This window comes from Streptosporangium sandarakinum (genome assembly GCF_013409935.1).
GTDB lineage: Bacteria > Actinomycetota > Actinomycetes > Streptosporangiales > Streptosporangiaceae > Streptosporangium > Streptosporangium nondiastaticum.
In genome coordinates this window covers 392538-417282 of the sequence record NZ_JACCCO010000001.1, presented here as the reverse complement: position 1 = coordinate 417282, position 24745 = coordinate 392538, and the positions used below count along the sequence as shown (strand labels likewise).

At 71.0% G+C, this 24745-nt stretch carries 22 protein-coding genes and 2 pseudogenes; 11 read left to right on the top strand and 13 right to left on the bottom strand.

Features of this window, described 5'->3' with window-relative positions; all coding sequences use genetic code 11:
* Positions 1–12: 12 nt before the first annotated feature.
* The gene (locus HDA43_RS01935) at positions 13–933 is read right to left on the bottom strand and encodes a ketopantoate reductase family protein (RefSeq protein WP_179818013.1); all 921 of its coding nucleotides are present in this window, start codon (positions 931–933) and stop codon (positions 13–15) included.
* Positions 934–1140: 207 nt separating this feature from the next.
* Here HDA43_RS01935 and HDA43_RS01930 point away from each other — a divergent pair, with 207 nt between their 5' ends.
* Positions 1141–2100, top strand: a complete 960-nt coding sequence (locus HDA43_RS01930) for a LysR family transcriptional regulator (RefSeq protein ID WP_179822614.1) — start codon at positions 1141–1143, stop codon at positions 2098–2100.
* 3 nt (positions 2101–2103) lie between these two features.
* Here HDA43_RS01930 and HDA43_RS01925 read toward each other — a convergent pair whose 3' ends face one another.
* Positions 2104–2727: a CGNR zinc finger domain-containing protein gene (locus HDA43_RS01925; protein ID WP_218911562.1), complete on the bottom strand. Its 624-nt coding sequence runs from the start codon at positions 2725–2727 to the stop codon at positions 2104–2106.
* A 21-nt stretch (positions 2728–2748) separates the two neighbouring features.
* Here HDA43_RS01925 and HDA43_RS01920 point away from each other — a divergent pair, with 21 nt between their 5' ends.
* Both HDA43_RS01920 and HDA43_RS01915 read left to right on the top strand, forming a co-directional pair.
* Positions 2749–3330, top strand: a complete 582-nt coding sequence (locus tag HDA43_RS01920; protein ID WP_179818011.1) for a DUF6817 domain-containing protein — start codon at positions 2749–2751, stop codon at positions 3328–3330.
* An 83-nt stretch (positions 3331–3413) separates the two neighbouring features.
* Positions 3414–4328, top strand: a complete 915-nt coding sequence (locus tag HDA43_RS01915; protein ID WP_218911561.1) for a YbhB/YbcL family Raf kinase inhibitor-like protein — start codon at positions 3414–3416, stop codon at positions 4326–4328.
* A 39-nt stretch (positions 4329–4367) separates the two neighbouring features.
* On the opposite strand, the gene HDA43_RS01910 is transcribed toward HDA43_RS01915, so the two are convergent.
* The 6 genes from HDA43_RS01910 to HDA43_RS01885 all read right to left on the bottom strand — a co-directional run bounded on the left by HDA43_RS01910 (position 4368) and on the right by HDA43_RS01885 (position 15894).
* A complete protein-coding gene (locus HDA43_RS01910; RefSeq protein WP_179818010.1) occupies positions 4368–4601 on the bottom strand; it encodes a hypothetical protein in 234 nt (77 codons plus the stop codon).
* A 2-nt stretch (positions 4602–4603) separates the two neighbouring features.
* Positions 4604–5005 (bottom strand): YncE family protein, encoded by a 402-nt coding sequence (locus tag HDA43_RS01905; protein ID WP_179818009.1) that lies wholly within the window; start codon positions 5003–5005, stop codon positions 4604–4606.
* Between the two features lie 136 nt (positions 5006–5141).
* Entirely contained in the window at positions 5142–8267 is a 3126-nt protein-coding gene (locus tag HDA43_RS01900) for a hypothetical protein (RefSeq protein WP_179818008.1), read from the bottom strand.
* Positions 8264–13384 (bottom strand): hypothetical protein, encoded by a 5121-nt coding sequence (locus HDA43_RS01895; RefSeq protein WP_179818007.1) that lies wholly within the window; start codon positions 13382–13384, stop codon positions 8264–8266. Before HDA43_RS01895 ends, HDA43_RS01900 begins: the two co-directional genes overlap by 4 nt.
* A 167-nt stretch (positions 13385–13551) precedes the next feature.
* Positions 13552–14691: a phage tail tip lysozyme gene (locus HDA43_RS01890; RefSeq protein WP_179818006.1), complete on the bottom strand. Its 1140-nt coding sequence runs from the start codon at positions 14689–14691 to the stop codon at positions 13552–13554.
* 183 nt (positions 14692–14874) lie between these two features.
* Positions 14875–15894, bottom strand: coding sequence for a hemopexin repeat-containing protein (locus HDA43_RS01885; protein WP_179818005.1), 1020 nt, complete (start codon positions 15892–15894; stop codon positions 14875–14877).
* Positions 15895–16208: 314 nt separating this feature from the next.
* On the opposite strand from HDA43_RS01885, the gene HDA43_RS01880 reads away from it, so the two are divergent.
* Entirely contained in the window at positions 16209–17036 is an 828-nt protein-coding gene (locus tag HDA43_RS01880; protein WP_179818004.1) for an MFS transporter, read from the top strand.
* On the opposite strand, the gene HDA43_RS01875 is transcribed toward HDA43_RS01880, so the two are convergent.
* Positions 16977–17666: a DUF4097 family beta strand repeat-containing protein gene (locus HDA43_RS01875; protein WP_179818003.1), complete on the bottom strand. Its 690-nt coding sequence runs from the start codon at positions 17664–17666 to the stop codon at positions 16977–16979. The two genes, HDA43_RS01880 and HDA43_RS01875, sit on opposite strands and share 60 nt — an antisense overlap.
* 345 nt (positions 17667–18011) lie before the next feature.
* Here HDA43_RS01875 and HDA43_RS36610 point away from each other — a divergent pair.
* Positions 18012–18281: pseudogene (locus HDA43_RS36610) on the top strand (Tn3 family transposase); the annotation flags it as partial.
* On the opposite strand, the pseudogene HDA43_RS01865 reads toward HDA43_RS36610, so the two are convergent.
* Positions 18227–18421 (bottom strand): annotated as a pseudogene (locus HDA43_RS01865) (hypothetical protein); the annotation flags it as partial. The pseudogenes HDA43_RS36610 and HDA43_RS01865 overlap by 55 nt on opposite strands.
* 77 nt (positions 18422–18498) lie before the next feature.
* Between HDA43_RS01865 and HDA43_RS34250 the strand changes: the two are divergent.
* Positions 18499–18951, top strand: coding sequence for an MFS transporter (locus HDA43_RS34250; RefSeq protein ID WP_218911559.1), 453 nt, complete (start codon positions 18499–18501; stop codon positions 18949–18951).
* Entirely contained in the window at positions 18948–19442 is a 495-nt protein-coding gene (locus HDA43_RS34245; protein WP_218911558.1) for an MFS transporter, read from the top strand. Before HDA43_RS34250 ends, HDA43_RS34245 begins: the two co-directional genes overlap by 4 nt.
* On the opposite strand, the gene HDA43_RS01855 is transcribed toward HDA43_RS34245, so the two are convergent.
* Positions 19421–20233 (bottom strand): class I SAM-dependent methyltransferase, encoded by an 813-nt coding sequence (locus HDA43_RS01855; RefSeq protein ID WP_179818002.1) that lies wholly within the window; start codon positions 20231–20233, stop codon positions 19421–19423. The genes HDA43_RS34245 and HDA43_RS01855 overlap by 22 nt on opposite strands.
* A gap of 120 nt (positions 20234–20353) precedes the next feature.
* Complete coding sequence (locus HDA43_RS01850) at positions 20354–20779, bottom strand: ATP-binding protein (protein ID WP_179818001.1); 426 nt, start codon at positions 20777–20779, stop codon at positions 20354–20356.
* 798 nt (positions 20780–21577) lie between these two features.
* Here HDA43_RS01850 and HDA43_RS01845 point away from each other — a divergent pair.
* Both HDA43_RS01845 and HDA43_RS01840 read left to right on the top strand, forming a co-directional pair.
* A complete protein-coding gene (locus HDA43_RS01845; RefSeq protein ID WP_312873375.1) occupies positions 21578–22429 on the top strand; it encodes a helix-turn-helix domain-containing protein in 852 nt (283 codons plus the stop codon).
* Positions 22420–22632 carry a DUF397 domain-containing protein gene (locus HDA43_RS01840; RefSeq protein WP_312872900.1) on the top strand — a complete coding sequence of 71 codons (213 nt, stop codon included), beginning with the start codon at positions 22420–22422 and terminating at the stop codon, positions 22630–22632. Before HDA43_RS01845 ends, HDA43_RS01840 begins: the two co-directional genes overlap by 10 nt.
* 112 nt (positions 22633–22744) lie before the next feature.
* Here the strand turns inward: HDA43_RS01840 and HDA43_RS01835 are convergent, their stop codons facing one another.
* Positions 22745–23239, bottom strand: a complete 495-nt coding sequence (locus HDA43_RS01835) for a winged helix-turn-helix transcriptional regulator (protein WP_179817999.1) — start codon at positions 23237–23239, stop codon at positions 22745–22747.
* A 74-nt stretch (positions 23240–23313) separates the two neighbouring features.
* On the opposite strand from HDA43_RS01835, the gene HDA43_RS01830 reads away from it, so the two are divergent.
* Positions 23314–23910: a dihydrofolate reductase family protein gene (locus tag HDA43_RS01830; protein WP_179817998.1), complete on the top strand. Its 597-nt coding sequence runs from the start codon at positions 23314–23316 to the stop codon at positions 23908–23910.
* On the top strand, positions 23904–24740 hold the full coding sequence (locus HDA43_RS01825) for an MBL fold metallo-hydrolase (protein ID WP_179817997.1): 837 nt from the start codon (positions 23904–23906) through the stop codon (positions 24738–24740). The genes HDA43_RS01830 and HDA43_RS01825 overlap by 7 nt, the downstream gene beginning before the upstream one ends.
* Positions 24741–24745: the final 5 nt, after the last annotated feature.

The window sequence follows — 24745 nt, the reverse complement described above, 5'->3', positions numbered from 1 at the left end:
CGTGACGACAGGTCAGCATGTCAGCTCCCGCACGAGGAGTTCGGCATGCGGCACTCGGATGCCGTGCCGCTCGGCCGCCCGGAGCAGGGCGCCGCCGATCGCGTCGAGTTCGAGCGGGCGCCCCGCCTTCGCGTCCCGCTGCATGGACGACCTGCTCCCGGCCGGGAAGGCGTCGTATCGTGCGAGGATCCGGGTGGCGTCCGTCTGCGCTCCGCAGGCACGGCCGACCGCGGCGGTCTCCTCGACCAGGGCGGCCAGTTCCTCTCGTCGTTCGGTGCGGATGACGCCGATGGGGAGCTGGTAGCGGGTGGTGAGCAGTGCGAAGGGGGCCAGGAAGGCCAGCTTGGCCCACAGTACGGTGCTCTCGTCGGCCAGGACGCGTGTCTCGGCGCCGGCGGAGGTGAGCAGTGCGGCGAGTTCGGCGAGACGGTCCTGCGGGCCGGCCAGGTCGATCTCGGTGAAAGGGCTGCCGTGCTCGATCACTCCGGGGGCGGAGCGGGTGGACTCGACGCGGATCACGGCCGGGACCACGCGCTGTGCGCCATAGCGGTCCCGGAGGGCGGCCACGTGCTCGACGCCGTTGAGGAGCGGCAGCAGCAGACCGCCGTCCAGGTGGTGGGCGGGGATGCGGTGAAGTGCCGCATCAAGCGCGGTGTGCTTGACCGTCACCAGACACAGGCCGACCGGCTCGCGCAGGGCGGTGTCCGCCTCCACCCGGGCGGTGAAGTCCCCGAACTGGCCGCTGCGCACGCTGATCCCGTTGCGGCGCAGGAAACTCGCGGTCTCCTCGCCCGCGATGCAGATCACGCGGTGGCCGGCACGGGAGAGCAGCGCTGCGAGCAGGCCGCCGACTCCTCCGGGGCCGAGCACGGCCACCGTCGCGGGGGACGGTGGGGAGACGCCGGCGCTGCCGACGGATGCGGGATGGGGCACGGTGGGTTCCTCTCAGCTCGGTGGGTCGGCACCCGTCCCGCCTTCCCCGCCGCGTCCGGACGCGGCGGGGAAGGCGGGACAGGGTTGCCGCCCTGGGCCCGCAGTGATCCTGGGTGAGAACGACAGGCAAGTCAATCCTCGGGGTTACTTATGAATCCCCCAGTCGGAGCTTGGGTAGGGGAGGGGGCTACCGTGTCCTGCGTGCCGATGACCTTCGACGACCTGCGTGTGTTCGTGGCGGTCTGCCAGGCGGGAAGCCTGAGTGCCGTCGCCCGCGACCTGGCCTGCACCCAGTCCGCGGTGAGCCAGCATGTCAAGCGGCTGGAACGGACGACCGGGGTGCGGCTGCTGGAACGCAGGGCGCGCGGTGTGGTGCCCACTCCGGAGGGCCTGGTGCTCCAGGCCGCGGCGAGAGAGGGGATCGTCGGGCTGGACCTGGCCCTGCGCCGGCTCGGCGAACTCGCGCGCGGTGAAGCCGGATCGGTCCGCGTGACGACGGGCGCGACGACGGTGCGGCACTTCATGTCCGAGGCGGTCGTCGACTTCCGGGCGCGGCACCCCGGGGCGAGCCTGGAGTTCCGGACGGAGACCGCCACACGCAGCTGCTTCGACGCGCTCGCGGCGGGCACCGTCGATCTGGCCTGGGTGACCATCGGCCGTCCGGCACCGGGCATCGAGCAGAGCACGGTCGTGGAACTGCCGTGGGTCCTGGCGGTTCGGGCGGACGATCCGCTCGCCCTGCGGGCACCGGTGACAGCCGCCGATCTCGTCGGCATCAGGCACATCCGGCTCCCGGCGAACTCCTCCTCGCGGGCCCACCTGGACACCGCCCTGGCCCGCCTGGGCATCCATCCGACGTCCGACACCGGCGTCACCGACTGGGATACGGCCATCCTGCTGGCCTCGCTCGGTGTCGGGCACGCCGTCGTCCCCGCTCTGCCCGGACAGCTCTCCGCGGGCGCGCCGGACGGCCCATTGCGGTTCCTGCCGCTGCCGGACCTGCCGCCGCTCCCGGTCGGCTGGGCGGTCCGCCGCTGGGACGCGCTGACCCCGCTCGCCCGCACCTTCGCCGACATGGTCCGGCGGCACTGCCAGGCCACCCGCCAGGCGGCGGACGAGCCTGGTCGAGAGCCGACGGCCGACCCGGCGCCGCAGGGGCGGAGCTGACCGTCATCGGTCGGGGCCGGCCACGCGGGTGGTCCGGGCCTGGCGGCGTCGGCGGTAGGCCGCGGAGCGGTCCTTGCTGCCGCAGGCGTCGCTCGAGCACCAGCGGCGGCGGCCGGGGCGGCTGGTGTCCACGAACAGCAGCGCGCATTCGGGGCTGTCGCACTCCCGGACGCGATCGGCGAGGACGCCGGTGAACAGGTCGATGGCGTCGCGAGCGACCGTGCTCAGAACGGCCGACTCGGCGTCGACGGCGGGGGCGATGAGAAACCCTGCTCCGCCTCGGAGCACCGGGACCAGCGGCGCGGCCGCGGCGGCGGCGTTGATCAGGGCTTCGTCGGCCTCGGCCGCGGGACGTCCGGCGATCAGGGCCTTGGCACAGCGGTAGACCGCCTCGCGCACGGTACGGGCCGTGCCGAGCCCGGCCGGTGTGACGGTGACAGCCTCGTCGAGCAGGCCCACCTCGCGGTACCAGCGGGCCAGATCGGCGGGATCGCGCAGCCGCTCGACGTTCCGGCGCCAGCGCTCGCCGACCGTGGCGACGAACGCCAGGCTGAGCCGCCCGGAGCGGAAGTTGAACGCCAGCTCCCCGGCGGGCGGGTCATCGGTCGGTGTTGCGTCCGGCTTCACGTCACGACTATAACTCGTGACGTGACTGAGAACCAGAGCGTCCCCGCGCCCGCCGACCGGTGCGGCATCGAGGACTTCCTGCGCTCCCGGGACGCCGCAGACCTGCCGCACCCCGGCGGGACGCTGCTGGAACATCTGACCCGGGTCAGGCGGCGGCTCGCGGACTGGGGCGCCTCACACGAGATCCAGGTCGCCGGCCTCTGCCACGCGGCCTACGGGACCGACGGCTTCGCCAGGTCCCTCATGGGCCTGGGGGACCGCCCGGTCCTGGCCGCGCTGATCGGCGAGCGGGCCGAGGCGTTGGTGTACCTGTACGCGAGCTGCGACCGGACGGCCACCTATCCGCGCCTCGGCGGCGACCGGCGGCCCGTCTTCAGGGACCGGTTCACCGGCGCCGACCACGATCCCGCCACCGAGGACCTGCGGGCCTTCCTGGAGATCACCGCGGCCAACGAACTCGACGTGTTCGAGCACGACAGGGAACTGGCGAACCGCCACGGTGCCGGACTGCGCCTGGTGCTGGAGCCCGTCCGCCACCTGCTGTCCGCAGGTGCGTGGGAGGCGGTACGGCGGTGGCCCGGCGGTCGCGGCCCGGCCGCGTAGCCGTGGGGCAGACCCCTGCGGCCCGGACGGCCGGACCGCACCCGTTCCCCCTCGCACCCGAGGCCACGACAGGAGGCAGCCGTATGCGCATCGTCCGCGCCGATCACCTCGTCCTGACCGTCCGCTCCATCCCGGCCAGCGTCGACTGGTACCGCACCGTCCTGGGGATGCGGCCCGTCGTTTTCGGCGGCGGCCGAGTCGCCCTCGCCTTCGGCGGCCAGAAACTCAACCTGCACCAGGCCGGAAAGGAGCTGGAGCCCAAGGCCGCCGCCCCGACACCGGGTTCCGCCGACCTGTGCCTGATCAGCGCCGTCCCCCTCGACGAGGTCCGGGCACATCTGCGCGCGCTGGCCGTGCCGATCGAGACCGGCCCGGTCACACGCACCGGGGCCACCGGCCCGATCACCAGCGTCTACCTGCGCGACCCGGACCGGAACCTCGTCGAGATCAGCACCTACGACGCCGGCCGCCCGCAGGCCCCCGACCCCTACGACCTGCTGCCGCCGGTTCCGGCACTCGACCTGGCCGGCGGCGACATCGCCGACGACGCACCGCTGGACCCGCGTCACGTTCACGACGGCCTCGGCGGGGGCAACCAGAGCCCGGCGCTGTCCTGGACCGGTGCCCCGGCGTCGACCCGCGGGTTCGCCGTCACATGCCACGACCCGGACGCCCCGACCGGCAGCGGCCTGTGGCACTGGCTACTGCTCGGTCTTCCCGCCGGCTGCGCCGGCCTGGCCGCCGGCGCCGGACACGGCGACGGCCCACAGCTGCCGGTGGGAGCGTTTCATCTGCGCAACGACTTCGGGGAGGCCGCATACACGGGCGCCTGCCCGCCGCCCGCCGATCCGGACCACCGCTACCTGTTCGCCGTACACGCCCTCGACACCGACGACCTCGGGCTGGCCCCGGACACCCCCGCCGGACACGCGGGCCTCGTCCTCACCGCGCACACCGTCGCCCGCGGCGTCCTGCGACCCACGTTCCGGCGCGGCTGACGGCCGTGCCCGGCCCGCTGGCCGGGCACGGCTTTCAGGTCACTCGACCATGATCTGGTGGACGGCCTTGGCCGGCCCGGCCGCGGCATCCCCCGACCACATCGCGAGGTAGCCGTACCTGCCGGCGACGGTGGGCGTGTCGGTGAACGTGTACGTGCCGTCGTCGTTCACGCCCACCGGCGGCAGCGTGACGCTTCCACCGCTGCCGTCGTCGTTGTACACGCTGCGCTGCACGGTGAGCGTGACCCTCGGCGGGGGCGGGTTGCCACCCACCGTCAGCACCACGGGTGGGCCGACAGGTCGATCCGCCGGGTGACGGGGAGGCTCGCGGTGTCGATCTCGGCCACCTCGTTCGAGCCGGTGAGCGCCGCGTACAGGCGGGTGTCGTCCGTGTTCATGGCCAGCTCGCGGACGCCGGACAGGCCGGTGAGGTTTCCGCCGGTGTCGGCCACGATGATCCGGTCGTCGGCGGAGACGAACACCCGGCCGCCGCCGACGGCCAGGTCGGCGGTGTAGGAGTCGAAGGTCACCCCGAGGTCGGTCGTGGTGTCGGCCGCCGAGGCGGCGGGGGCCGCGACGGTGAGCATGCCGGTGAGCATGCCGGTGATCAGACCGGCGGCGCCGCAGTGAGCGGCTAATCGGCGAACCAGCGGGTGACGCACGAAGACCCCCTGCACGGATGGGAACATACGTTCTAATAACGTCTTACGGGTGTTCCCACGTCAAGATCGCCTGATCGCATGACACCGAACCGCGATCAAGAACAGCCCCGCCGGGGAGATCGCGATCTTCGGCTGGAGTGACAGGCGGCTTCTAGCCGCTGATCCCGTCCGAGTGCTGAGGACCATCCGTTCCGACCCGCACCGGTGGCAGCGATGCGCCCAACGGGGTGACGAGCGCCGCGGCCAGCTGAGAATGGGCCGTGACGACATCGGACGGGATCGGGACCTCGGATGACGTGTCCGTCACCGGGCTCTCGGACAGCAGCACGAGCCCGCCGCCGGTGGCCGACCCGTAGACGTCCACGCGGAAGGCCGGGGCGTCCGGGGCGAGGGCGGGAAGACCCGCCACCTGGACCCTGAACCCGCCTCCGCCGTCGGGCCGCACCGAGACCTGAGGTTCCGCCCCCGCGACCTGCACCCACGCCGGTACGGACACCGGGCCCCACGGCGACTCGATGCGAGGTCCCTGCGGCCCTGAGGCGTCGAACTCCGGCTCGTCGATCACGTCGGCACCGGGGATGATCGTGTCCTCGGGCGGGTACCGTACCGCGACGGCGATACCGGCTCGCGACCATGCCGGAACGTCCACGGTGAGTTCGCCGATGAACGTGCCGGGGTCCGCAGGGGACCCGATGAGGGACGTCGTTGCGATCTCGGGCCAGAACCACGGGTCGCCGTCGGTGGACGCCTCCACGAACCGGGCCTGCATGGGTTCGTCGGAGTAACGGCCGAGGACCGCGGCGGGCACGCCGCGCACGGTGACGGTGGCCTTGACCGGGGTCGAGGTCGGTCCGGGTGCCTCCATCGGTGTCAGCCGCAGCTCCGGGGTGGGCGGCACCTCGTCGAAGGGCACCACGATGAACACGGGCTTCACCGACGCGAAGGGCGCCTCGACGCCGTCGCGGACGATGCGGCCGCTCGGATCCAGCTCGGCGGTCACCGGTACGGCTCGGACGGCGAGGACGTCCACACCGCCCGCGGGTATGTCGAGGCGGGCGGTCGCCACCCCGCCGACAACGGGTACGGGATCCGGCAGCGCGAGCATGGACGCCTGCCGTGCGCTCGCCGCGGTGTTGTCGTTCAGCTCTTTCGCCCGTTCGGCGCGTGTGGCCGCCGGGCGCGGGGTCAGGTGGGCCGCCCTGCTCAGGGCCGTTTCGGAGGCGAGGTAGAACCGGTACGCGCCGTTGCCGGCGGCGCGGACGGTGAGCGTCACCGACACGCTCGCGTCACCCGACCGGCGGGAGGCGGCCAGCAGCCGAGGTGCCACGGTGGGCGGCCGTACGGGTCGCGCGTCACTCGTGTCCACCTCCGCGGTCGCGGGGTCCGATGTCGTTCCTGCGATGTCCTCGACCTTCGCCGTCACCGTGACGCGCCGGCGTTCGCCGGGCACCGTCGCCGGAGCGGGGAAATCGGCGCTCACGACGAGAGCGGGGGCGCCGGGGCCGGGGGCGGTCCGGGTGAGGTCGAGAGGCCGCTGCGCGGAGCCGTCGACCGTCCAGGTGAGTCGCCGCAGCGGTAACGCGCCGGGGAGCGCCGCGGGCGGGACGCGGAATCGCACGTGCACCTGACCGGGCGGGGCGGCCTCCGCCCCGGCGGGCGGCAGGGCCGGACGCCGGAGCCCGGCATCGATGGTCGGCCGGGCCGGGACCAGCGGGGCGGGCGGATCGAGCGTGATCTCGGCGGGTTCGCCCCACCGGCCGATCCAGTCGCTGAGTGCCAGCGACCACGTCACCGCGCCCGCCGCCTCGCCCTCGGGCACGAGCTGGCTGCCGAGAACCACGGCGGAGCCTGTCTCGCCGTCCCACCCGGGCACGACGGGGGCCGCGAACACGGTGCCGTCGATCTTCGGGTGCAAAGTGGCGGGCGGTGCGGGGTCGGTGCGGACGAACGCCACCGGTCCGCGCGGGATGGGTCCGTGCAGGGAGTACGTGGACGCCGGGCGTTCTCCGATCGCGATGGCCTGCTCCCACCGTCGCGGCGATCCTGCGGCCCAGCGAGGTCCGGCACCGCCGGGCGCCCCGGCGGGCGCGGGTGCGAGGCCCACCACGGGCCGGACCGGGCGTGCCGGGGTGGTGGCGGTGACATATGGGAGCGGGATGTGGGCGAGCAGCACGTCGTGAGGCCCGAACCCGGGATGAGGCCGCCACGCCCCCACCTCGGCCAGGAGCCTGAGGAAGCCGCCACCGGCAACGATGAGCTCGTCGTACAGGGCGTCGCCGTGATCGCGGATCACCGTGGCACCAACGGGCAGGCGGCCCCTGTGCACGTGCAGGGGTACGGTCGCGATCAGCAGGCCGTGCCGCTCGTTGTGGAGCGTGCCGTGCCGGAGCATGCCGGAGCGGCCGAGCCAGCGGGCGATGCCCGGATCGAGGGAGGCGACCATGAGGGCGGAGGAAGCCGCCTGGCGGACGAGGACCCGGTGCGGGTCGTCGGCCGCGCCGGCGGCCCCCACCGTCCCGCGGGTGCCTGAGCCGAGCGCGCCGTAGGCGGCGCCGATCCAGTCGGCCACCGAGTCGCCCGCGCGGGCGATCGTATCGACCCGCCGCAGTTCGTCATCGGGGCTCCAGGACCCTCCCGGGCGGTCCACTCCATACGGCACACTCGCGTATGGCGCCGCGAACGCGACACGTTTTTCCCACGACGCGACGGCGCCCGGGATCGCATAGCCGTGCCCCGGAATCAGATCGTCGGGCATGGTGTGCACCTGCGTGCCGTCGATGCCACCGATGTCGCCCCCGAACGACTGCGGCAGCGCGTAGAAGACCGCTTCGGTGACCTCACCCTCGCCGGTGACGACGAGGCCCGCCATGTCGTGACCGGCGAGGTCGTAGGGGGCCCGGGTGCGAGCGGACAACTCGACGTACGCACCGCTGACGGCGACTCGGGACGAGATCGCGGCGACGCGGACGTCTCCGTCTGCCTGCACGTGCGCCCAGCAGACGATCTCGCCCGGGCCGGCCTGAGGCAGGAGCAGGACGGGAGCGTCACGCGTCACCCGCCGGCGGGGTCGCATGTCCCGGCCGGTGGCCGCGTCGGCCGCGGCCACCGGCACACCCTGGGACCATGCGCCGCGCAGCAGCACCGGGCCGGCGGGCAGGTCGGCGGCGCCGCCGGGTGTGACCCGCCAGTAGAGGCCCTTGGGGACGCTGTCTTCCTCTTCGGCGTCGATGTACGCCGCCTCACCCAGCGCCACCACCGCCCGTGTGAGCTCGATCACGCTCCTACCGCCTTGATCGCTCCGTTGGTGAAACGCGGCCGGGGGTCGATCCGCAGGCGCCGCGCGAACTTCATGGTGTCGTTGACCGCGCGGACGACCAGTCCGGTCGGCGCGGCGGGAACCGCCGGGGCGCGGAGCAGCCACAGGGTGCGAGTGCCGGTGCGCGACGTCCGCAGCACCGGGAACGCCGTACCGCCCAGGTCGGCGTTGGAGAGCCTCATGCGTCCGGGCCGGATCAGCGGTTCCGGCGACTCGAGCAGCAGGCCCGCCACGCCCCACCGCCCTGCCGCGGTCAGCGCCCACAGCACCGTGCTCCGCGGCTCGGTCACCGGGCGCAGCGGGGGCAGGCCGAGCCGGGCGAGTACCTGTTCGAGCTCCGCGTCGTCGGAAACCGAACCGTCGACGAGTCCGGAGAGAGCCGCGCCGCCGTCGCCGCCGGGGCCGAGCGCGAGGTCGCCATGAGAGGTGAGAGCCGTCGCCAGGTCGCCTGCGTCCGGGCGCAGATTGAACGCCTCCATCAGCTCCTCCGGTCCCCGGTAGGCGGAGGTGGTGAAGGTGACCCCGTCGAGTTCGGGGTCGCCCGACCTGAACACCGCCCCGGCGAGCGGCAGCCCGACCGACAGCTCGTAGGGAGTGCGGGGCTGCAGCGGGAACGCCGCTGTGATCCGCGCGCCGTCCGAGGGCGTCGGGCAGCCCAGTTGCAGGGCTGCCGGGCCGATCAAGTCTGATGCCGACATGCCCGGACCGTGCACGCCGTCCGCGAGCAGAATCCCCGACGGGGCCACGAGCTGGAACGCGTGCGGACTGGTCCTGAGGTCGGTGCGGCGGATGGCGAGCCCGATTCCGCGGCCCATCCGTTCCGCGAGCTGCGCGATGTACGGGGCACGGAACGTCGCGGACACCGGATCACCGGTGAAGTGGAAAAGCTCGTGGTCGGCCGGGGCGTAGCCGGTGAGGTAGCGGGAGAGGAAGCCGGGGTCGAACCGGTCGACCGTGACGACGCGCGCCTTCGCGGCGGGGAGAGCGCCACCTTTCCAGGGCGCGTAGACGACGTCCTTGCCCCAAGGTGTCGCGTCGGCGGCCGCCGTTCCGCCGGTCTCCGCCGCCTTCGCCTTGGGGTCCTTGCCGGCGGTACGGAAGAACCACCGGATCGTCCGCTGCGGTTCCGCGAAATCCGCGCTGCTCTTGCCGTCGACACGGTTCTTGTAGCCGAGGGTCACGGTGACCCGGTACCGGGACCCCGCGTCGAGAACCAGGCGCCCCGACCCGTCCACGAGCGTGCCTGTGGACAGGTCGCCCAGGGCGGCCGCGTCCGCTGCCGAATCGGTCGCGCCGTCGACCATGGACCCGGCGACGGCATACAGGCCGAGGATCGCGAGCGGCCGCGGCATCCCTGAGACCAGCGCCACCGCGGCCGCCCGCGGCTCACCCATCCGCGCGACGCGTAGGCGCCACATGCCCGGTGGCCCGTCCGCCTGCTCGAGCGGGGCGGAACGTGAGGTGCCGTCCACGGTCGCGACGACGGCCTCGAACGGCGCGTCTGCGCCGCGGTCGGCGCGGGCGTCGATGAGCAGGTAGCCGTCCGCGACGGGCTCGTGGAACGCGAGGGTGTGATGGGTGGTGGACGGCCTTTCCCTGAGGCCCGCTGACAGCCGTCCCCACAGCCGCAGTGCTCCGGCGAACCTGGCCCCGTCAACGGTGAGGGGCGCGGCGAACCGGACCACGCCGCCCTCGTCCACCCATCCCGTCGACGTCTCGTTCGCGAGCCGGGAGGCGCGGCCGCCGGGGCTCACGACGTCGAATCCGACACCGCGGGTGAACGTCGCCAAGCCGGTGGGGAAGCCGAGCAGCGTGTCACGCTCGCGGACGCGCCAGGAGCGCGGCTCGGGGAGGCGACGCGCGTCCTCACCGAAGCTCCACGCCGCGGCAGGCTCGGGGCGCCAGTGGCACAGGTCCGCGGCCTGCCGTACGGCCGGCGGGATTCTGTCGTCCCGTGGGGGCGCCTGATGCACCAAGGTCAGCCCACGCTGCACCGTCAAGAGGGCCAACTGCCGCAGGTCCGACGTGGTGGCCGCCGGCGCGTCCCCCGAGACCTCCGCGGGCACCTGCCAGGCGGAAGCGGTATCGAGGGGCACCGCCTCAGGGTCCGCATCGGTGATCTTCTCCAAAAGCACCTGCGTCAGGTGCCACTCGTGCTGGAACCTGCCCGCCCCGGACAGCCCCGCGTGCACCTCGTGCCGCACACCCGCGGAGGGGCCGACGACGGGAGCGACCGGGAATGTGAGCAGCGGGATGGTGTCCGGCCAGACGGTCGGCGTGGACGACCACCCGCCCGACGGGGTGTCGCCGTCCTCGGCGACGAGGTGCCCGGCGGCCGGATCTCCAGGGTCGGTGAGCAGCCGCCCGATGCCGTCGGCCATCGTCACCAGCGGCGACGGCCACGGATCCGGGGCAGGCGGGGTGTCCGACGCCTTGGTCACGGTGCCGATCTCGACGCACCCCTCGAGATCGGTGAAGAGCAGGTCGACCACGGCGCAGACCTTGAAGTGCAGGTCGACCCGCTCCTCGGTGACGTCGATGGTCGCCATGGCCGCGACACCGACGCGGAACGGGCCGAGCCCCACGGTCCCCTCCAGCCGGCCCTGCACCCACAGCGTCAGCGGCCTCGTGCCGATCGCGGCGACCAGGCTCGCGGACACCTCCGCCCACAGCACCGGTTTCACACCGAACACGTGAGAGAAACCGATCCCGGCCGCGACCGCGAACCCCTGAAGGTCCACATCGGTTCCCGCCAGGTCGTCCACCCCGCTGCCGCGGATCATGAGAAACGCCCAGCCGTCCTCCACCTCGAGCGGGCCGAGACCGGGGAACACGACCGCCTTCATCGGGCCCGGCGGGCGACCGGTCCTCTTGCCGCCGACACCGTCGTCGGACCCCACGTGCAACCACCATTCGCCGGGGCCGAACCGCCCCGCGACCGGCACACGGACATCGAGGAGACGCGGAATGCTCAGGCGGCCTTCCAGAGCGACGTCGAGTCCACCACCGCCCGCGGACAGCCCACCCACCACGACGAGCCCGCCGGGCGGCGGCGATTCGGTGTTCGCCTGGACGATCTCCTTGTCGGCGAGCGGCCTTCTCTCTTTCAGGAACGCCGCGTCGAGCCCGATACGCAGGGCGAAGTCCGGCACGGTCACTCCGACGACGCCGAGCGTGTTCGCACTGAATCCGTTGTCGGCGGCGGTGGCGACGACCACGGCAGCGCCGAGCGTCAGGTTTCCGGGACGGGGATCGAGCCCGTCCCACGGTCGCCATCGCCGCAGAGATCTCAACGGATCGGAGGGATCGAGGAACGGAACCCCGGAATTCGTGCCGATCGTGGCGGCGACCGAGTACAAGCCGAGCCCGGTGGGCCCCAGCAGGACCGGCGCCGGCAGGTCCACTCCGGCGGTGAGGACCACGCGGTCAGCGCCGATGGTGACCGAGACGAAGCCGTTGACCCGCAGCGGCACCAGCTGCGCCCACAACGCCACATCGAGCTCGTCCGCGATGGAAACCTTGCCGCCCCCACGCAGGACGCCGGGCAACTCGACCGACGCGTCCAGGCCCCGCAACCCGATCTCCGGCGTCAGACTGTCGTCGGCCCAGGTGGCGCGGATCGTCGCGCCGCTGACGTGCACGGGGCCGAGGTCGGCGGTGAACCGCAGGTCCACCTCGAACCAGGTGGATCCGCTGCCACCGCGCGTACCGGCCACCTCGAAGAGATTCCCCGGGCCGCGGACCGTCCAGCCGCCCGGGTCGACGACGTCGGGCCGCGCCCCCCGCAGATCGAGGCGGATCGCGTCCTGCGGCGCCGCGGCCGTCACGTCCACGACGGCCCGCACGTTCCGCCATCGCACACGCATCGGCCGATCCATCCCGATGCGCAAAGGCCCCGCCTCCCAGGTCTTGGCCTGCACCGACCCTTCTACATCGAGAAGAACCGGCACCTGCGTGTCGGTGGCGGAGGCCTGGAGCGTGACCCCGTGCAGCACCATGCCGCCGACCGAGGCGAACGCGGTGCCGAAGGCGCCGGCCGCGGTGAAGATCGCGCCGAGCGCGGCCAAACCGGCGGTCCCTGCCCGCGCCGCCATGGCCGGGCCGAGAACCGTGGTGACACCGGCGGCCACATCGGCCCTATCGGCTCCTTCCTCGACGTGCACGAGACCTTCGACGCCGTCGGACTGGGCGGATACGGCGACACTCAGCGCCGCGGGGTCATCCGGCGGCCGCGATGCCGTCGCCCGAACACGCACCGTCTCCCCGACCTGGGGACCGGTGGCGCCGAACGGCCGTCCGCCGCCCGGCAACTCGAGCACCACCGACAGAACGAGCGGAACGAGATCGGCGAGGGTGGCCTCCGGGCCGAGGCGGAAGGTCAGGGCTCCGGACGCGTTGGCTCCCGATCCGTTCGGCGGGGTGCGTGGCACCGTCACCGTCACATCGGTACCGGCCGCCGACGGCGAGAGCGTGGCGGGCAACACCAGTCCGCCGACGACGGGCAACGTCGATGGCAGGACGAGTTCGAGCACGCCGAGGCCGGGTCCCCCATCCGTGATCGGCAGCCGGGTACCGCCCAGGCTCAACCCGGTGCCACCGGGGAGCAGGAGATGCCGCGCGGAGACGACGGCGTGGGCGTCCGCGCCGGGGGCGACCGACACTCCGCCCGTGACCGACCCCCTGACCACCATGCCGCCGACGAACGCGACCCTCGCCGGGGCGCCGGTGGAGGTCAACGCGGCCCGAGCGGGACTGGTCCCCAGATCGGAACGGGTGGCCGCCTCGACCCCGGGTACCGGCACCCCGGCACCGCCCACCCCGCCGGACAGGCTCAGTATGAATCCGCCGCCAGGCTGGGATTCCTGCGCGAGGTTCCACGACACCTCTCCGCTCAGCGCCGCGCCGAACGCGCGGGGAACGGGCGTGGTACTCGCGATCGCCGATCCTTGCAGGGGGAGGAGACCGGCAGGCACGGGGTCGTGGAGCGTGACGGACCGGAGGAGACCGGCGACAGGCGAGGGTATGACGACGCCGCTCGCGGCGGGACTCTGCTGTAGCAGGTCGAGGAGCGTGGCCATTCGGGCTCCCGGGGTGTCTGTGAATCTCCGGCGGATCGACGCGCCGAGCGACCCCGGATCCCGGGCGGCCCGCCCAGGCCGGGCCGCCCGGGTTCGAGTCGCTGATCGCCGCTGCGAATCCGTGCAAGATGGTGATCACTGTCGCTGAGCAGGTCGGTGGACCGACGCTATGGCGCGTACGCGGCCCTGGCGTTGCGGGAAGGCGTGCGCCGTTGGTTGAAGACCGCCTGCACACGCGCATCCGCACGGGGAAGCTTCTGCCCGGCTTCCAGGATCGCGCCGGGGACTTCGAAGTTGTACACGACCTCGTCGCTGGCCCTGTCGACGGCCACATTCGGGTCGTTCACGACGGAGAACACGCCGGGAAAGCGCATTCGAAGCTCTGTCACGAGATAGTCGATCTGAGAGTCCATGCTGAACAGAGCGTTCGAACCGAATGCGACGCCGTTGTAAACGTGCGCGAACATGCCGGCTCGCCGAGCCGAGGAGGTCCATTGAGCCAGACCCACGCCGGGTAGACGCGGACCGCCGGGGTTCGTCCGCAACATGATCTGGTCGGCCGTGAAATCCGTCACGGTGCCGGTGAAGTTCGCCGCCCTCATCGGCGATGCCGCCGAGCTTCCCTCGATGCGGCTGGGAATCACCGCGGACTCCGCCCAGAGATTCCCCACGACGCCTGCCGCCCCGTTCGGCGGAAATCCGTATCTTTCGACTAACTGCCCGACCGCATACCGCAATCGATCGTTGGCGCCTGTTCGCGGCCAGTCCCCGGCCGCGGGGACGACCGCGCCCGGCGACGGCGCGAGAATTTCGATCACCCCGCTCGCCGGAGACCAATGGAGCGTGCCGGCTTCGAAGTCACTGGCCCGGTCGGCCGATCCATCGGGATACTCGTCGCTGACGGGGAATCCCCACGCCCCCGTCGGACCCCCGAGGACCGACCAGTAATACTCTCCGATGAGGCCGTGCACTTCGCGGACACCGAAAACCGGGTGCCAGAAGATACCCGAACCCTGAAACTCGAAGCGATTGAATCTGCCGACACCGGCGACGGTCTCGTCGGTCGCCGGATAGCCGAGGAAGCAGGACGGGCCGCCCATCCGATTGAAATAGCGCTCCATGATGAGGCCGTGCACCTCGTGGAGGCCCGCGACGGGATGCGACATGATGACGGCGTGCTGGTATCTTCGGAATTCGCCGATTCCAGCGGATTCGACCGGGCCGATCGCCGGACCCGGGTCGAAACCCGCGGCCAGCATCGCCCTTGCCTTGGCATCGAACTGAGCCGGGCTTGTCAGACCTGCCACCCCACTTCAAACGGATCAGAAAACGCCGACGAAATTGCGATCGGGATGGGAGGGGTCTGGTCGCTCTGAGACGTCGAGATCCCACGCGGGTACGGTTCGCCCCGCCTGAGCACGGTTCGGCGATGCGCATGTCCGCATCACGTGGGGTCGGCCCCTCTCTCCACCGGTGGCCGGACGGGTTCGTCAGCTCAGCAGGATGTCGATGTCGAGGGCCCCGGGGTCCCAGTGCGATTCACCGGGTACGTGCTGGTGGCCGCACCAGCCGGAAAATCTGTTCCACTCCTCGACTGACATGCGGTTGCCGGGCCGCGAATTCACACCGGCCGCGTCCAGGAACGTCCGGCCCGACTGCCGGGGAATCGGCACGAGGGATTCGATGTCGCGGATGACGTCTCTGACGAAAGCCAGCTGTTCGGGCGCCCACGACGGGGTCTGGGCGGCGAATCCCACGATCTCGATCTGCACACAACGAGCGGCGTTCGCCGGGGTCGCGCGGTCGGACAGGGCCCGGGCCCCCGCATTGAGTGAGTAATGCTGGACCACTCGGAACGTGTTCGGCTCGATGGTGAGCGTGGGCCAGAAGTCGGTGTCGCGGAAGGTCTGCAGGGCGCCCGCGATCGTGGGGCCCTCCGTCGTGTGCAACACGCCGCGCCACGGAAGAGGCCGATACTTCGGACCGCTCTTCGCGGCCGGCATGCGCTCGGCGTTCGGCAGCCACAGGTCACGTCCGTCGAACAGGTCGACAGCGGCTCGAACCGACGCCCCGAAGCCGGCATCGGCGAGGCCCGGCCAGTTGCCGGCGATGGGGAGCGGGTAGCCGGGGTCGGCGCGGTCGGTGGCGATGTCGTAGCGGAGGTAGTTCGGTCCTTTGAAGAGGTAGACCTTCCCGTTTCCCCAATTGGCTGCGGCGTCGATGTCCGCGTCGAAACCGGCTTCCCGTAATCCGGGCCAGTTGCCGGCGATGGGGAGCGGGTAGCCGGAATCGGCGCGGTCGGTGGCGATGTCATAGCGCACATAGTCCGGGCCCCGGAAGAAAAAGACCTTGCCCGTCTCAAGGTTGACCGCCGCATCGGGCTGGTCGAATCCGGCCTCCGCGATCCCCGGCCAGTTCCCCCTGACCGCTAATGAAACACCCGCGGCGTCCTCGCCTCGGTCGTAACGCAGGCACTGGCCGGCCCGGAAGAAGTGCACTCCTGTGCCCATAGATCACTCCGCCGCCTGCTTTGGGAGCTAAAGGGATTCAGCCTCAATTGAGATCTCATGGCTGATTGTGACGTCTGCTGCCGCATCTGTTATCTTCTTATACTCGATCATGAGAGGGCTGTCCAGTGACGTCTTCTCGCTGATTTTCAACTGATCTTTCGCGGCAACCGCGGATCGCAATGTCCGAGAGTTAATGATCAAGTGACCGCGGCGGCCTCGTCGACAACGCGACCACCCTGCTCGACCTGCTTACGGCACCCGCGGTGGCGCCTCAGGCCAGGTGACCGCGTCCCCGCATCCAAGGAAGACGCTTCGTGACCGACATCGTCCCGCTGCGCAAGAACGTGCGTTTTCAGCTGCTGTGGATCGGCAGTGCGGTCTCCGAGTCGGGGTCGGAGCTCACCCGGCTCGCCATGCCGCTGCTGGTGCTGGCGCTCACCGGCTCGCCCGGGTCGGCGGGCATCGTCGCCGGAGCCCGCACCATCACCTTCCTTGCCGCCACGCTTTTCTACGCTTTCGCGAAGGTGCCGCGCCGCCCGGCGGATGAGCCGCAAATCTCTGGACGAGAGGATGGCGAGGAGCAGCGGCCGATCCGGCGTGGCATGCGCCGGGAAGCGGCCGAGGCCATCGCATGGCTGTGGCACCAGTACGGCCTGCGGGAGGTCACCGCGGCGGTGATGGTCCTCAACCTGCTGGGCGGAGCGTTCCTGATCCCGCTGATCGTGCTCGTCGGCGAACGCGGCGGTGACGCGCGCGTCACCGGCACGGTCCTGGCCGGCCTCGGAATCGGCGGACTGACCGGTGCGCTGCTGTCGGGCCGCATCAGCAGGCTCCTGCCTCCCGGCAGACTACTGCTGGCCGTCGTGACGGTCTTCGGTGCCGCGCTGGCGGCCACGGCACTGCCCTGGGGGGCGTGGTGGCCGATGATCCCGTTGATGTTCATCACCTTGTCGACGCCCTCGCTGAACGTGGTGATGAGCGTGGTGGTCGCACGAATTTCGAGGGTACGCCGGGGCAGGCCCTCCGCCCGGGTCCGTGCGATGAGCCCCGAAGTAGAGCGTTGCCGCAGGCCACAGAGCCGGTTATCCAGCCGAGACGGTGACGTCTCCGGAACCCGCGGTCAGCGACATCTTGTGCGGTGAGGAACTGTCTTTCCTGACCGAGATGTTCGCGTCACCGGATGTCGTCCTGGTGTTCACGTCATAGGCCTCATCGGGGACGGTGAGCACGACGTTGCCCGAGCCGACCGACAGCTCGACGCCGTCCGGTGCGGCCGTGTACTTCAGGGTGACGTCGCCGGACCCCGCTTCGGCGAGGAGCTTCTTTCCGCCCAGGCCGTCGCCCTCGATGTCGCCGGAGCCGACCTTGAGGTCCAGAGGGCCGGTGAGTGACCTGAGTGTCAGATCACCTGAGCCGGCATCCAGGTCGACCTGGACCCCCTTGGGGATCTCCACCTTGTACTCGACCCCGCAGGTGCCCCACGACTTCTGGCAGTCGTAGTAGACGGACAGCATGTCGCCCTCCACCTTGTGCCTGGTCTGCGGCTTGTCGTTGCTCCAGTAGAGCCTCTCGGCCACGCTGACGTACGTCGTGTCCGACTCGGTGACGGTCACGTTCCCGCTGCCGCTTCTGAGGTGAAGCTGCTGTACCTTCTCCTTGACCTGGTACGTGTTGGTTTCCTCGTTCTTCGGTTTGCCGATGGCGTCCAGGCCGCACCCGGTCAGGAGCATCACGGAGGCCAGCAGGCCGCCCGCGATCGCGGTGATCTTCATGCCGTCGATCCTGTCCGACATTCCCCCCGACCCGCATCAGGGATGCCCCCGACGGTTCCCGGGGAGAACCCCCATCCCGCGATCCGGCAGCGGGGCATGCCCTCGGCGCCGGCGACCCTGTCCATTCGCGATCAAGGGAGCCACTTCAGGGAATGGGCGAGACACCGGTACTCCGGAAGGTGCGTCGTATCAGTGGTGCCGGGTGCCGGACTCATCCTTGAACGCCCGGACCGGGACCCAGAGGCGCGCATCGCGGCAGGCACCCTCTGTGGCCTGCGGCAACGCTCTACTCGGCCCTGTTCTCGTATGACTACCGTCAGGTGGCGTGCAGCGCCGAGTAACTGCTCGGTGTTGCGGTCGCGCTGCCGGAGGGCGGCGAAGTCGGCGTGCGCCGTCTCGATGGCCTCCGCCGAACTCGACGTGGTCAAGGCCTGGGGAGACGGCAGCGCGGTCGTCTCCGACGGTACCCAGGTCGACACCTACATCGACAACCTGCTGGCCGAAACCAGCATCCGCTACGGCTGGGTCGGCGGCATCGCCTACCACTACATCTCCGACACCTACGTCGCGCTCTTCTCCCGGTTCATCCCGTGCGGGGTGTGGGAGTCGGTGTGGCGGAGCCAGAGCAGCAGGGAAGCGATGGTGACACCCGCGAGGTAGCGGCCGGCGAGCTTGTCGTAGCGGGTGGCGACGGCTCGCCACTGCTTGAGCTTGACGAAACACCGTTCCACCACGTTGCGCCCCTTGTAGGCGCGATGCGGCTGGTCCGCTGGTCGGTGCAGCCCCGTGAATCCGGTTGCCACGGGACTGATGCGCCAGGTGAGGTATCCGCATGGACAGTGCTACTGAGCAGGCGCAACGCGCGAGGATCGGAGAAGACGGTGCGATCACGCGGCGACCGGCTCCCTGGCACAGGCCGGCGGTGCTCGGGGCCCTGATGCTGGCCGCCCTCACCTTCAACACCGCGGAGAACCTGCCGGTCGGCCTCCTGGATCTCATCTCCGAAGACCTCCGGGTGTCCCTGTCAGCGGTCGGTCTGCTGGTCACCGGTTACGGCGTGACGGTGGCCATCGCGTCCGTGCCGCTTGCCCACGTCGTGCGGGCCGTGCCCCGACGTTATGTGCTCACGGGGCTGCTGGCCGCGCTCGTGGTGTCCGGTCTCGTCGCGGCATCGGCCGCCTCCTACTGGCTGCTCCTCGTGGCGCGGCTGCTGACCGCGCTCGCCCAGGCGCTGTTCTGGGCCGTGATGGGGCCGGTCGCGGTGGGCCTGTTCACGTCCGAGTGACGTTCCTGGGCGACGTGAGCGGGTTTTCTCCGAGCGCGGTCAGCGTCCTGTTCGTGGTCTTCGGTGTCGCGTGCCTGGCCGGGGTGAGCGTCACCGGAGCGTTCCTGGACCGCTTTCCGCGGTCCGCGTTGACCGCCGCCGTGGCCACGCAGGCGGTGGGCATGCTCGGCCTGTACGCGTTCGGCGCTCATCAGGTGGCGGCGGTGGTGTTCCTGACGCTGGTGGGCGGTGCGCTCGGGCCGGTGTTCATGACCACGCAGAACGCGATGCTGCACTGCGCGCCGGGCCGTACGGACATCGCCCTCGCGGCGAACTCCGGCGCCTACAACGCCGGCATCGCGGCGGGTGCCGCGCTCGGGGGACTCATCCTGCCGCTCGCCGGTGTACGGGGCACCTTCCTCGCCGGCGGGCTGCTGACCGTCGGGTCCCGCGCCGTCCTGCTCGGCGGCCGTCTGCTATCAGGCGTTGTTCACCCCTGCCCGTATTCGTGACGAACCTGTCGCCGGGCGACGGTGAGCAGGTGGCCGCTGACCCCCAGGAGTGAGGGCGCCGACTCCATCGACCGCTGAGCGTCGAGCAGGAGCCGACGGCGTTCCGGGTCGTCGAGCCAGTCCTCGACGTCGCCGTACAGCCAGAAGGCGCCCTCCAGCCCGTACCGCTCGGCATTGGGAAGGCCCGCGTCGGCGAACTCGCCCGGGACCTCGTCGGGGTCGTGGAAGTAGGCCGGGAAGCCGCCTCCGGGGGAGAGCATGTGCCCGTCCCGCATCGCCGCGTGCGCCGTCTCCCGCTGCCGTTCCTCGACGTAGGAGCCGGTGCGGACCGTGTCGTGCACGGCCGCGTGGCGGTTGATGGTCGCGGCGGCCACCACGCCGCCGGGCCGTACCGCGCGCCGGGCCTCGGCCAGCGCCCGCACCCGGTCGGCGCGCTCGGCCAGGTGGTAGAGCGGGCCCAGCAGCAGCACCGCGTCCACGCTCGCGTCCGGCACCGGCAGCTCCCGCGCGTCGCCCAGCCTCGCCGCCACCCCGGCCAGCTTCGAGGCCCGCTCCACGTGCAGGGGGACCGGGTCCAGCAGCTCGACGTCGTAGCCGTCGGCGGCCAGCCACTCGGCGTGCACCCCGGTGCCGCCGCCCACGTCCAGCACCCGGGCCGGAGCCGGGGGCAGCGTACGGCGCAGCACGTCCTGCGTCCGCCAGAACTCCAACCGGCCGTGCCCCGCGCGAAGCCGGCCGTCCTCCCTGTCCTGCCCGTAGTAGGCGAGCAGCAGTTCCCTTGTCACAGCCATACTCGATCATGCTGCGCACCGTTCGCCCCGGGCAAACGGTTTGTCCTCCGGTCCTCTCTCGGCCGGTCGAAATCGAGGTCGGCGGAACCGGGCATGACGATGACCGTCAGGGGGTTTCATCTAACGGTCGTCGCTGCGGTTCTCACTCCCGGAAAGGTTCCAGCGGGCCCAGACGGTCTTGCCGGGGGCGTCCGGGAGGAGGGTGACGCCGAAGGCGTCGGAGAGGGCTTCGACGATGGTCAGGCCGCGGCCGTGGACGGCGTCGAGTCCGAGGTTCAGGCGGTGCGGCAGCTCGGGGCCGCGGTCGGTCACCTCGACCCACAGCGCCCCGTCCTCCGTCCGCAGGGAGAGCCGGACCAGCGGCTCGCCGCAGGAGATCGCGTTGGCCAGCGGTTCACCGGCGGCCAGGACCACGTCGTCGGCGAGAAGGCCGAGGCCCCACCCGGTGAGCGTCTCCTCCACCAGCCCGCGCGTCTTGCCGACGACCGACGGGTCGTGCGGCAGGGTCCACCGAGCGGTGCGCGGGCCGTCCGGCGTCGCGGGCATGGCGTCTCCTCGGGATGCTCGGGACCGTGGTGGGACGGGCGCCGATAAAGGGCCGGTCCGGCCGCAGCCCGGACCGGCCGGAGCGGCGGGGGCGGGGTACGGCCCGGCGGCGCGCTCGGCGCCGCGCATCAGGCGGCGCAGCCCGTCGGTGTCTGCGGCGTGCACGATCAGTGGTTCGGGGGCGGGCCAGGCTGCGACGGCGTGGAAGCGCCGGGTGCCGACGCCGTACCAGATGGTCCAGGCGGGCTCGGCCTGGTCCAGCCGCCGGGCCGAGTCGCGGTGGGCGCTGTCCCAGTGGCCGGGCCGGGTCGCCGTGACGGTTACGCCGCGCCGGTGCCGTCCGCGCCGGGTCGGGGACGGGGCGGATGGCTCGGGGCGCTCCGATCCGAGCCATCCACCCCGGGGAAAGGGTGCGGAGGGCGGCTCGTGGTGATCCGGCCCGAGCCGGCCATCCCGCGGCAAGGGTACGGAGGGCGGCTCGGAGTGGTCCGGACCGCCCTCGTGGGGGTTGCCGGAAGGTGACAAACCCGTGCTCGCGGAAAGGCCGGGCCAATCGGCCGACCCACCCGGGTCCGCTCTTTCGACGGTCATTAATCCCTCCTTTGTCCGGATATTTCCGGCTATTCTCACGAGGAGACAGAAGGTGAATCTTCTAGATAGGTGGAAGGGCTCCCACGCGAGATTGTCTGCGAGGTGATTCCCTTCACAGCGTGCCCCTGAATGGCTACGTTGGGTATGGAAGCTGGAGCACATCCACATGACAGCTTGTGCTGAAACTGTGTTTTTCTGTGCTTGGGCGTGTCGTTCCCCTCGCCGGACGGAGCTGAAATATCTGCGTTCTCCGAGATCAGCCCCGATGCAAAGCCGCTGGATGTCTTTGGTGCCGAAGTCCGCAGGTATCGGAAGCGGGCCGGCCTGACGCAGGATCGGCTGGCGGAGATCACCATGTTCAGCCAGAGCCTGATCGGCTTCATCGAGCGAGGAGAGCGCACCCCCAGCCGCAACTTCGCGCGACTCTGTGACGACGCCCTACGGGCAGGCGGTGAGCTGGTACGACTGTGGGAGCACGTCACCCGGGCCGCAAGCCCGCCGTGGTTCCGCGGCTGGCTGGACGTCGAGCGGGAAGCCCACACCCTGCACACCTGGGAGCCGCTCGTCGTGCCGGGCCTTCTGCAAACCGAGGAATACGCCCGAGCGGTTCTGCGCGGTGAGCCGGGCATAACGGATGAGCAGGTGGAGAAGGCGGTGGAAGCCCGGTTGGAGCGGCAGGGAATTCTCTCCCGGCCCCAGCGGCCGATGCTCTGGGTCGTTCTCGATGAGGTCGTTCTTCAACGCCCCGTCGGTGGTAGGGACGTCATGCGCCGTCAGCTTGAGCGTCTTCTGGATTCTGCGGAATCTCCGCGAATCGGAATTCAGATCGTTCCTCTTGAGCTCGGATCCACCAAAGGGGCATCGGGAGCGTTCGCCATTGCACAGATCCAGGGGCGGCCGGACACGGTATATATCGAGTCCGCGATCAACGGGAACGTGACGGATCGGCCGGAAAATGTCGAGGCGATCCGCGCGCGATATGACACCATTCGAGCTGAGGCGAACCCGCGGCATGCCTCAATCGAGCTGATCAGGAAGGCGGAGAAGTCGTGGAGCTGAGTGACGAGCTGAAGACGGCGGCTTGGCGCAAGGCCACCAAGAGCGCGTCCAACCAGGGCAACTGTCTTGAGGTGGCTCCGTTGTCCGGTGGGCGGGTCGGGTTGCGTGACTCCGAGGCTCCGGAGAAGGCACCGTTCGTGGTGAGTGCGAGCGTGTGGGACGCCTTCGTCGACGGTGCCAAGAAGGGCGAGTTCGACTTCTGATCCCTCAGGCGTGAGGGGAGCCCCCGGCGCCGGGAGGCTCCCTGGGCACGGGCGCACCTGACGTGATGGGTCGGCCCCGAGAGGAAGGCGGCCTGGGCCTGTGGCCCCGCGCTCAACCGCCTCGTTCCTGCTCGGCGGCGGCGTAGGCGGCGCTGAGCCGCTTGAACGCGCCCGGGCCGTCGTGCGGCTTCGGCGGGGCGTCGAGGTGGCGGACACGGAGCTCGTCCATGAGCTCCTCGATGAACGCCGGGCCCTCGTCGCGCATGAGCCGCTGCCGGCTTCGGAGCACGGCGTCGCCCGAGCGCCAGTCGAGGCCCCAGTTGCCGAGAGCGTAGATGATCGGCAGAGTCTGGATGCCGGCTTCGGTGAGGCTGAAGCGCGCGCGCTGCCCGCGGGCCGCGGCGCCGCGGGTGAGGAGCCCCGCATCGATGAGCCGCTTGAGGCGGTCGGCGAGGATGTTCGAGGCGATGCCCTCGATCGACCCGGTGAGCAGCGCGCGGAAGTAACGGCGGTCACCGAAGATGACGTCGCGCAGCACGAGCAACGACCAGCGATCTCCGAGCACCTCGACGGCGGCGTTGATCGGACACCCGGACCGTGGTTCCACGATTCCTCCTTGACGGATATTTCGCTCCCAATATAGTGGTTGCAGAGTGCAATCACTTTTGGGAAGAGGAGCTGATGGGCCGTTTCGTCTACTCGATGCAGGTGTCCCTCGACCTGCGGATCGAGCAGGTTCCGGGGGACGACGGCGCCGGCGAGTGGCTGCGCATCGACGAGGAACTGCACCGCGAGGCCAACGCGCAGACACAGGCGCTCGCGCTCATGGTCCACGGCCGGGTCTACTACGAGGTCATGGAGGAGTACTGGCCAAGGGCGCGCGAGGACGCGTCGCTGCCGGATGTCATGCGTGAGTACGGCGAGATCTGGACCGCCAAGCCCAAGGTGCTCGTCTCCCGCACGCGCCGCAGCGCCGATCACAACACCCGGATCATCGGGGGAGACGACGCGATCGAGCAGCTCGCCGCCCTGCGGGCCGAGACCGACGGCGGCATCAGTGTGGGCGGCGCGGCGCTTGCGACGCAGCTGCTCCGAGCGGGGCTTCTCGACGAGCTGCTGCTCTTCACCCATCCCGCGATCCTCGGCTTCGGCAGGCCGCTGTTCGACGACTACGACCTGCCGATCGATCTCGACCCGCTGGAGCGGCGATCGTTCGAGCAGGGCGTCACGATGCATCGCTACGCCATCCTGGATGCGAAGGAGGCGAGCTCGTGCTGAGGCAGGTCGCGGAGGGCGTGTGGGTCCACGAGAGCGAGTTCGTGCAGAGCAACGCCATTGCGGTGCAGGGCCGGGCCGGTGTGTTGCTCATCGACCCCGGGGTGACCGGCTCCGAGATCGACTGCCTCGCGAACGACCTTCGCGAGTTGGGTCAGCCCGTTGTGGCGGGGTTTTCCACGCATCCGGACTGGGATCACCTGCTCTGGCACGCCAGCCTCGGCGAGGCGCCCCGTTACGGCACGGCGCGCTGCGCGGCCACCGTCCGAGATCAGCTGTCGGACGCGGGAGCGAAGGACCGCATCGCCGCCCACCTGCTCGAGACGGAGATCGCCGGGCAGGTGCCGCTGGACCTGCTCGGCCTCATCACCGGTCTGCCCGCCGGGACGGCGCAGATTCCTTGGGACGGCCCGCAGGTCCGCATCGTCGAGCATCAAGCGCATGCCCCGGGCCATGCGGCGCTGTTGATCGAGGAACGCGGGGTTCTCGTCGCCGGTGACATGCTTTCCGATGTCCTGATTCCGATGCTCGACCTGGACGGCGCCGCTGACCCGATCGAGGGCCACCTCGCCGCGCTGGGCCTGATCGAGGGTGTGGCGGGCGGCGTCGATGTCGTCGTCCCGGGCCACGGCTCCGTCGGCGGGTCCGACCAGGTGAAGGCACGGATCGAACAGGATCGGGCGTACGTGCTCACGTTGCGGAACGGCCGAGTCCCCGCCGACCCGCGGATCGGCCCGTCGGCCAAGCCCGGCTGGGAGTGGGTGGCCGCCGTGCACGAACATCAACTCCAGCGTCTCGCCCGAAGAAGCGAGCTCGACGGGACGCCCCGCTGACGAGC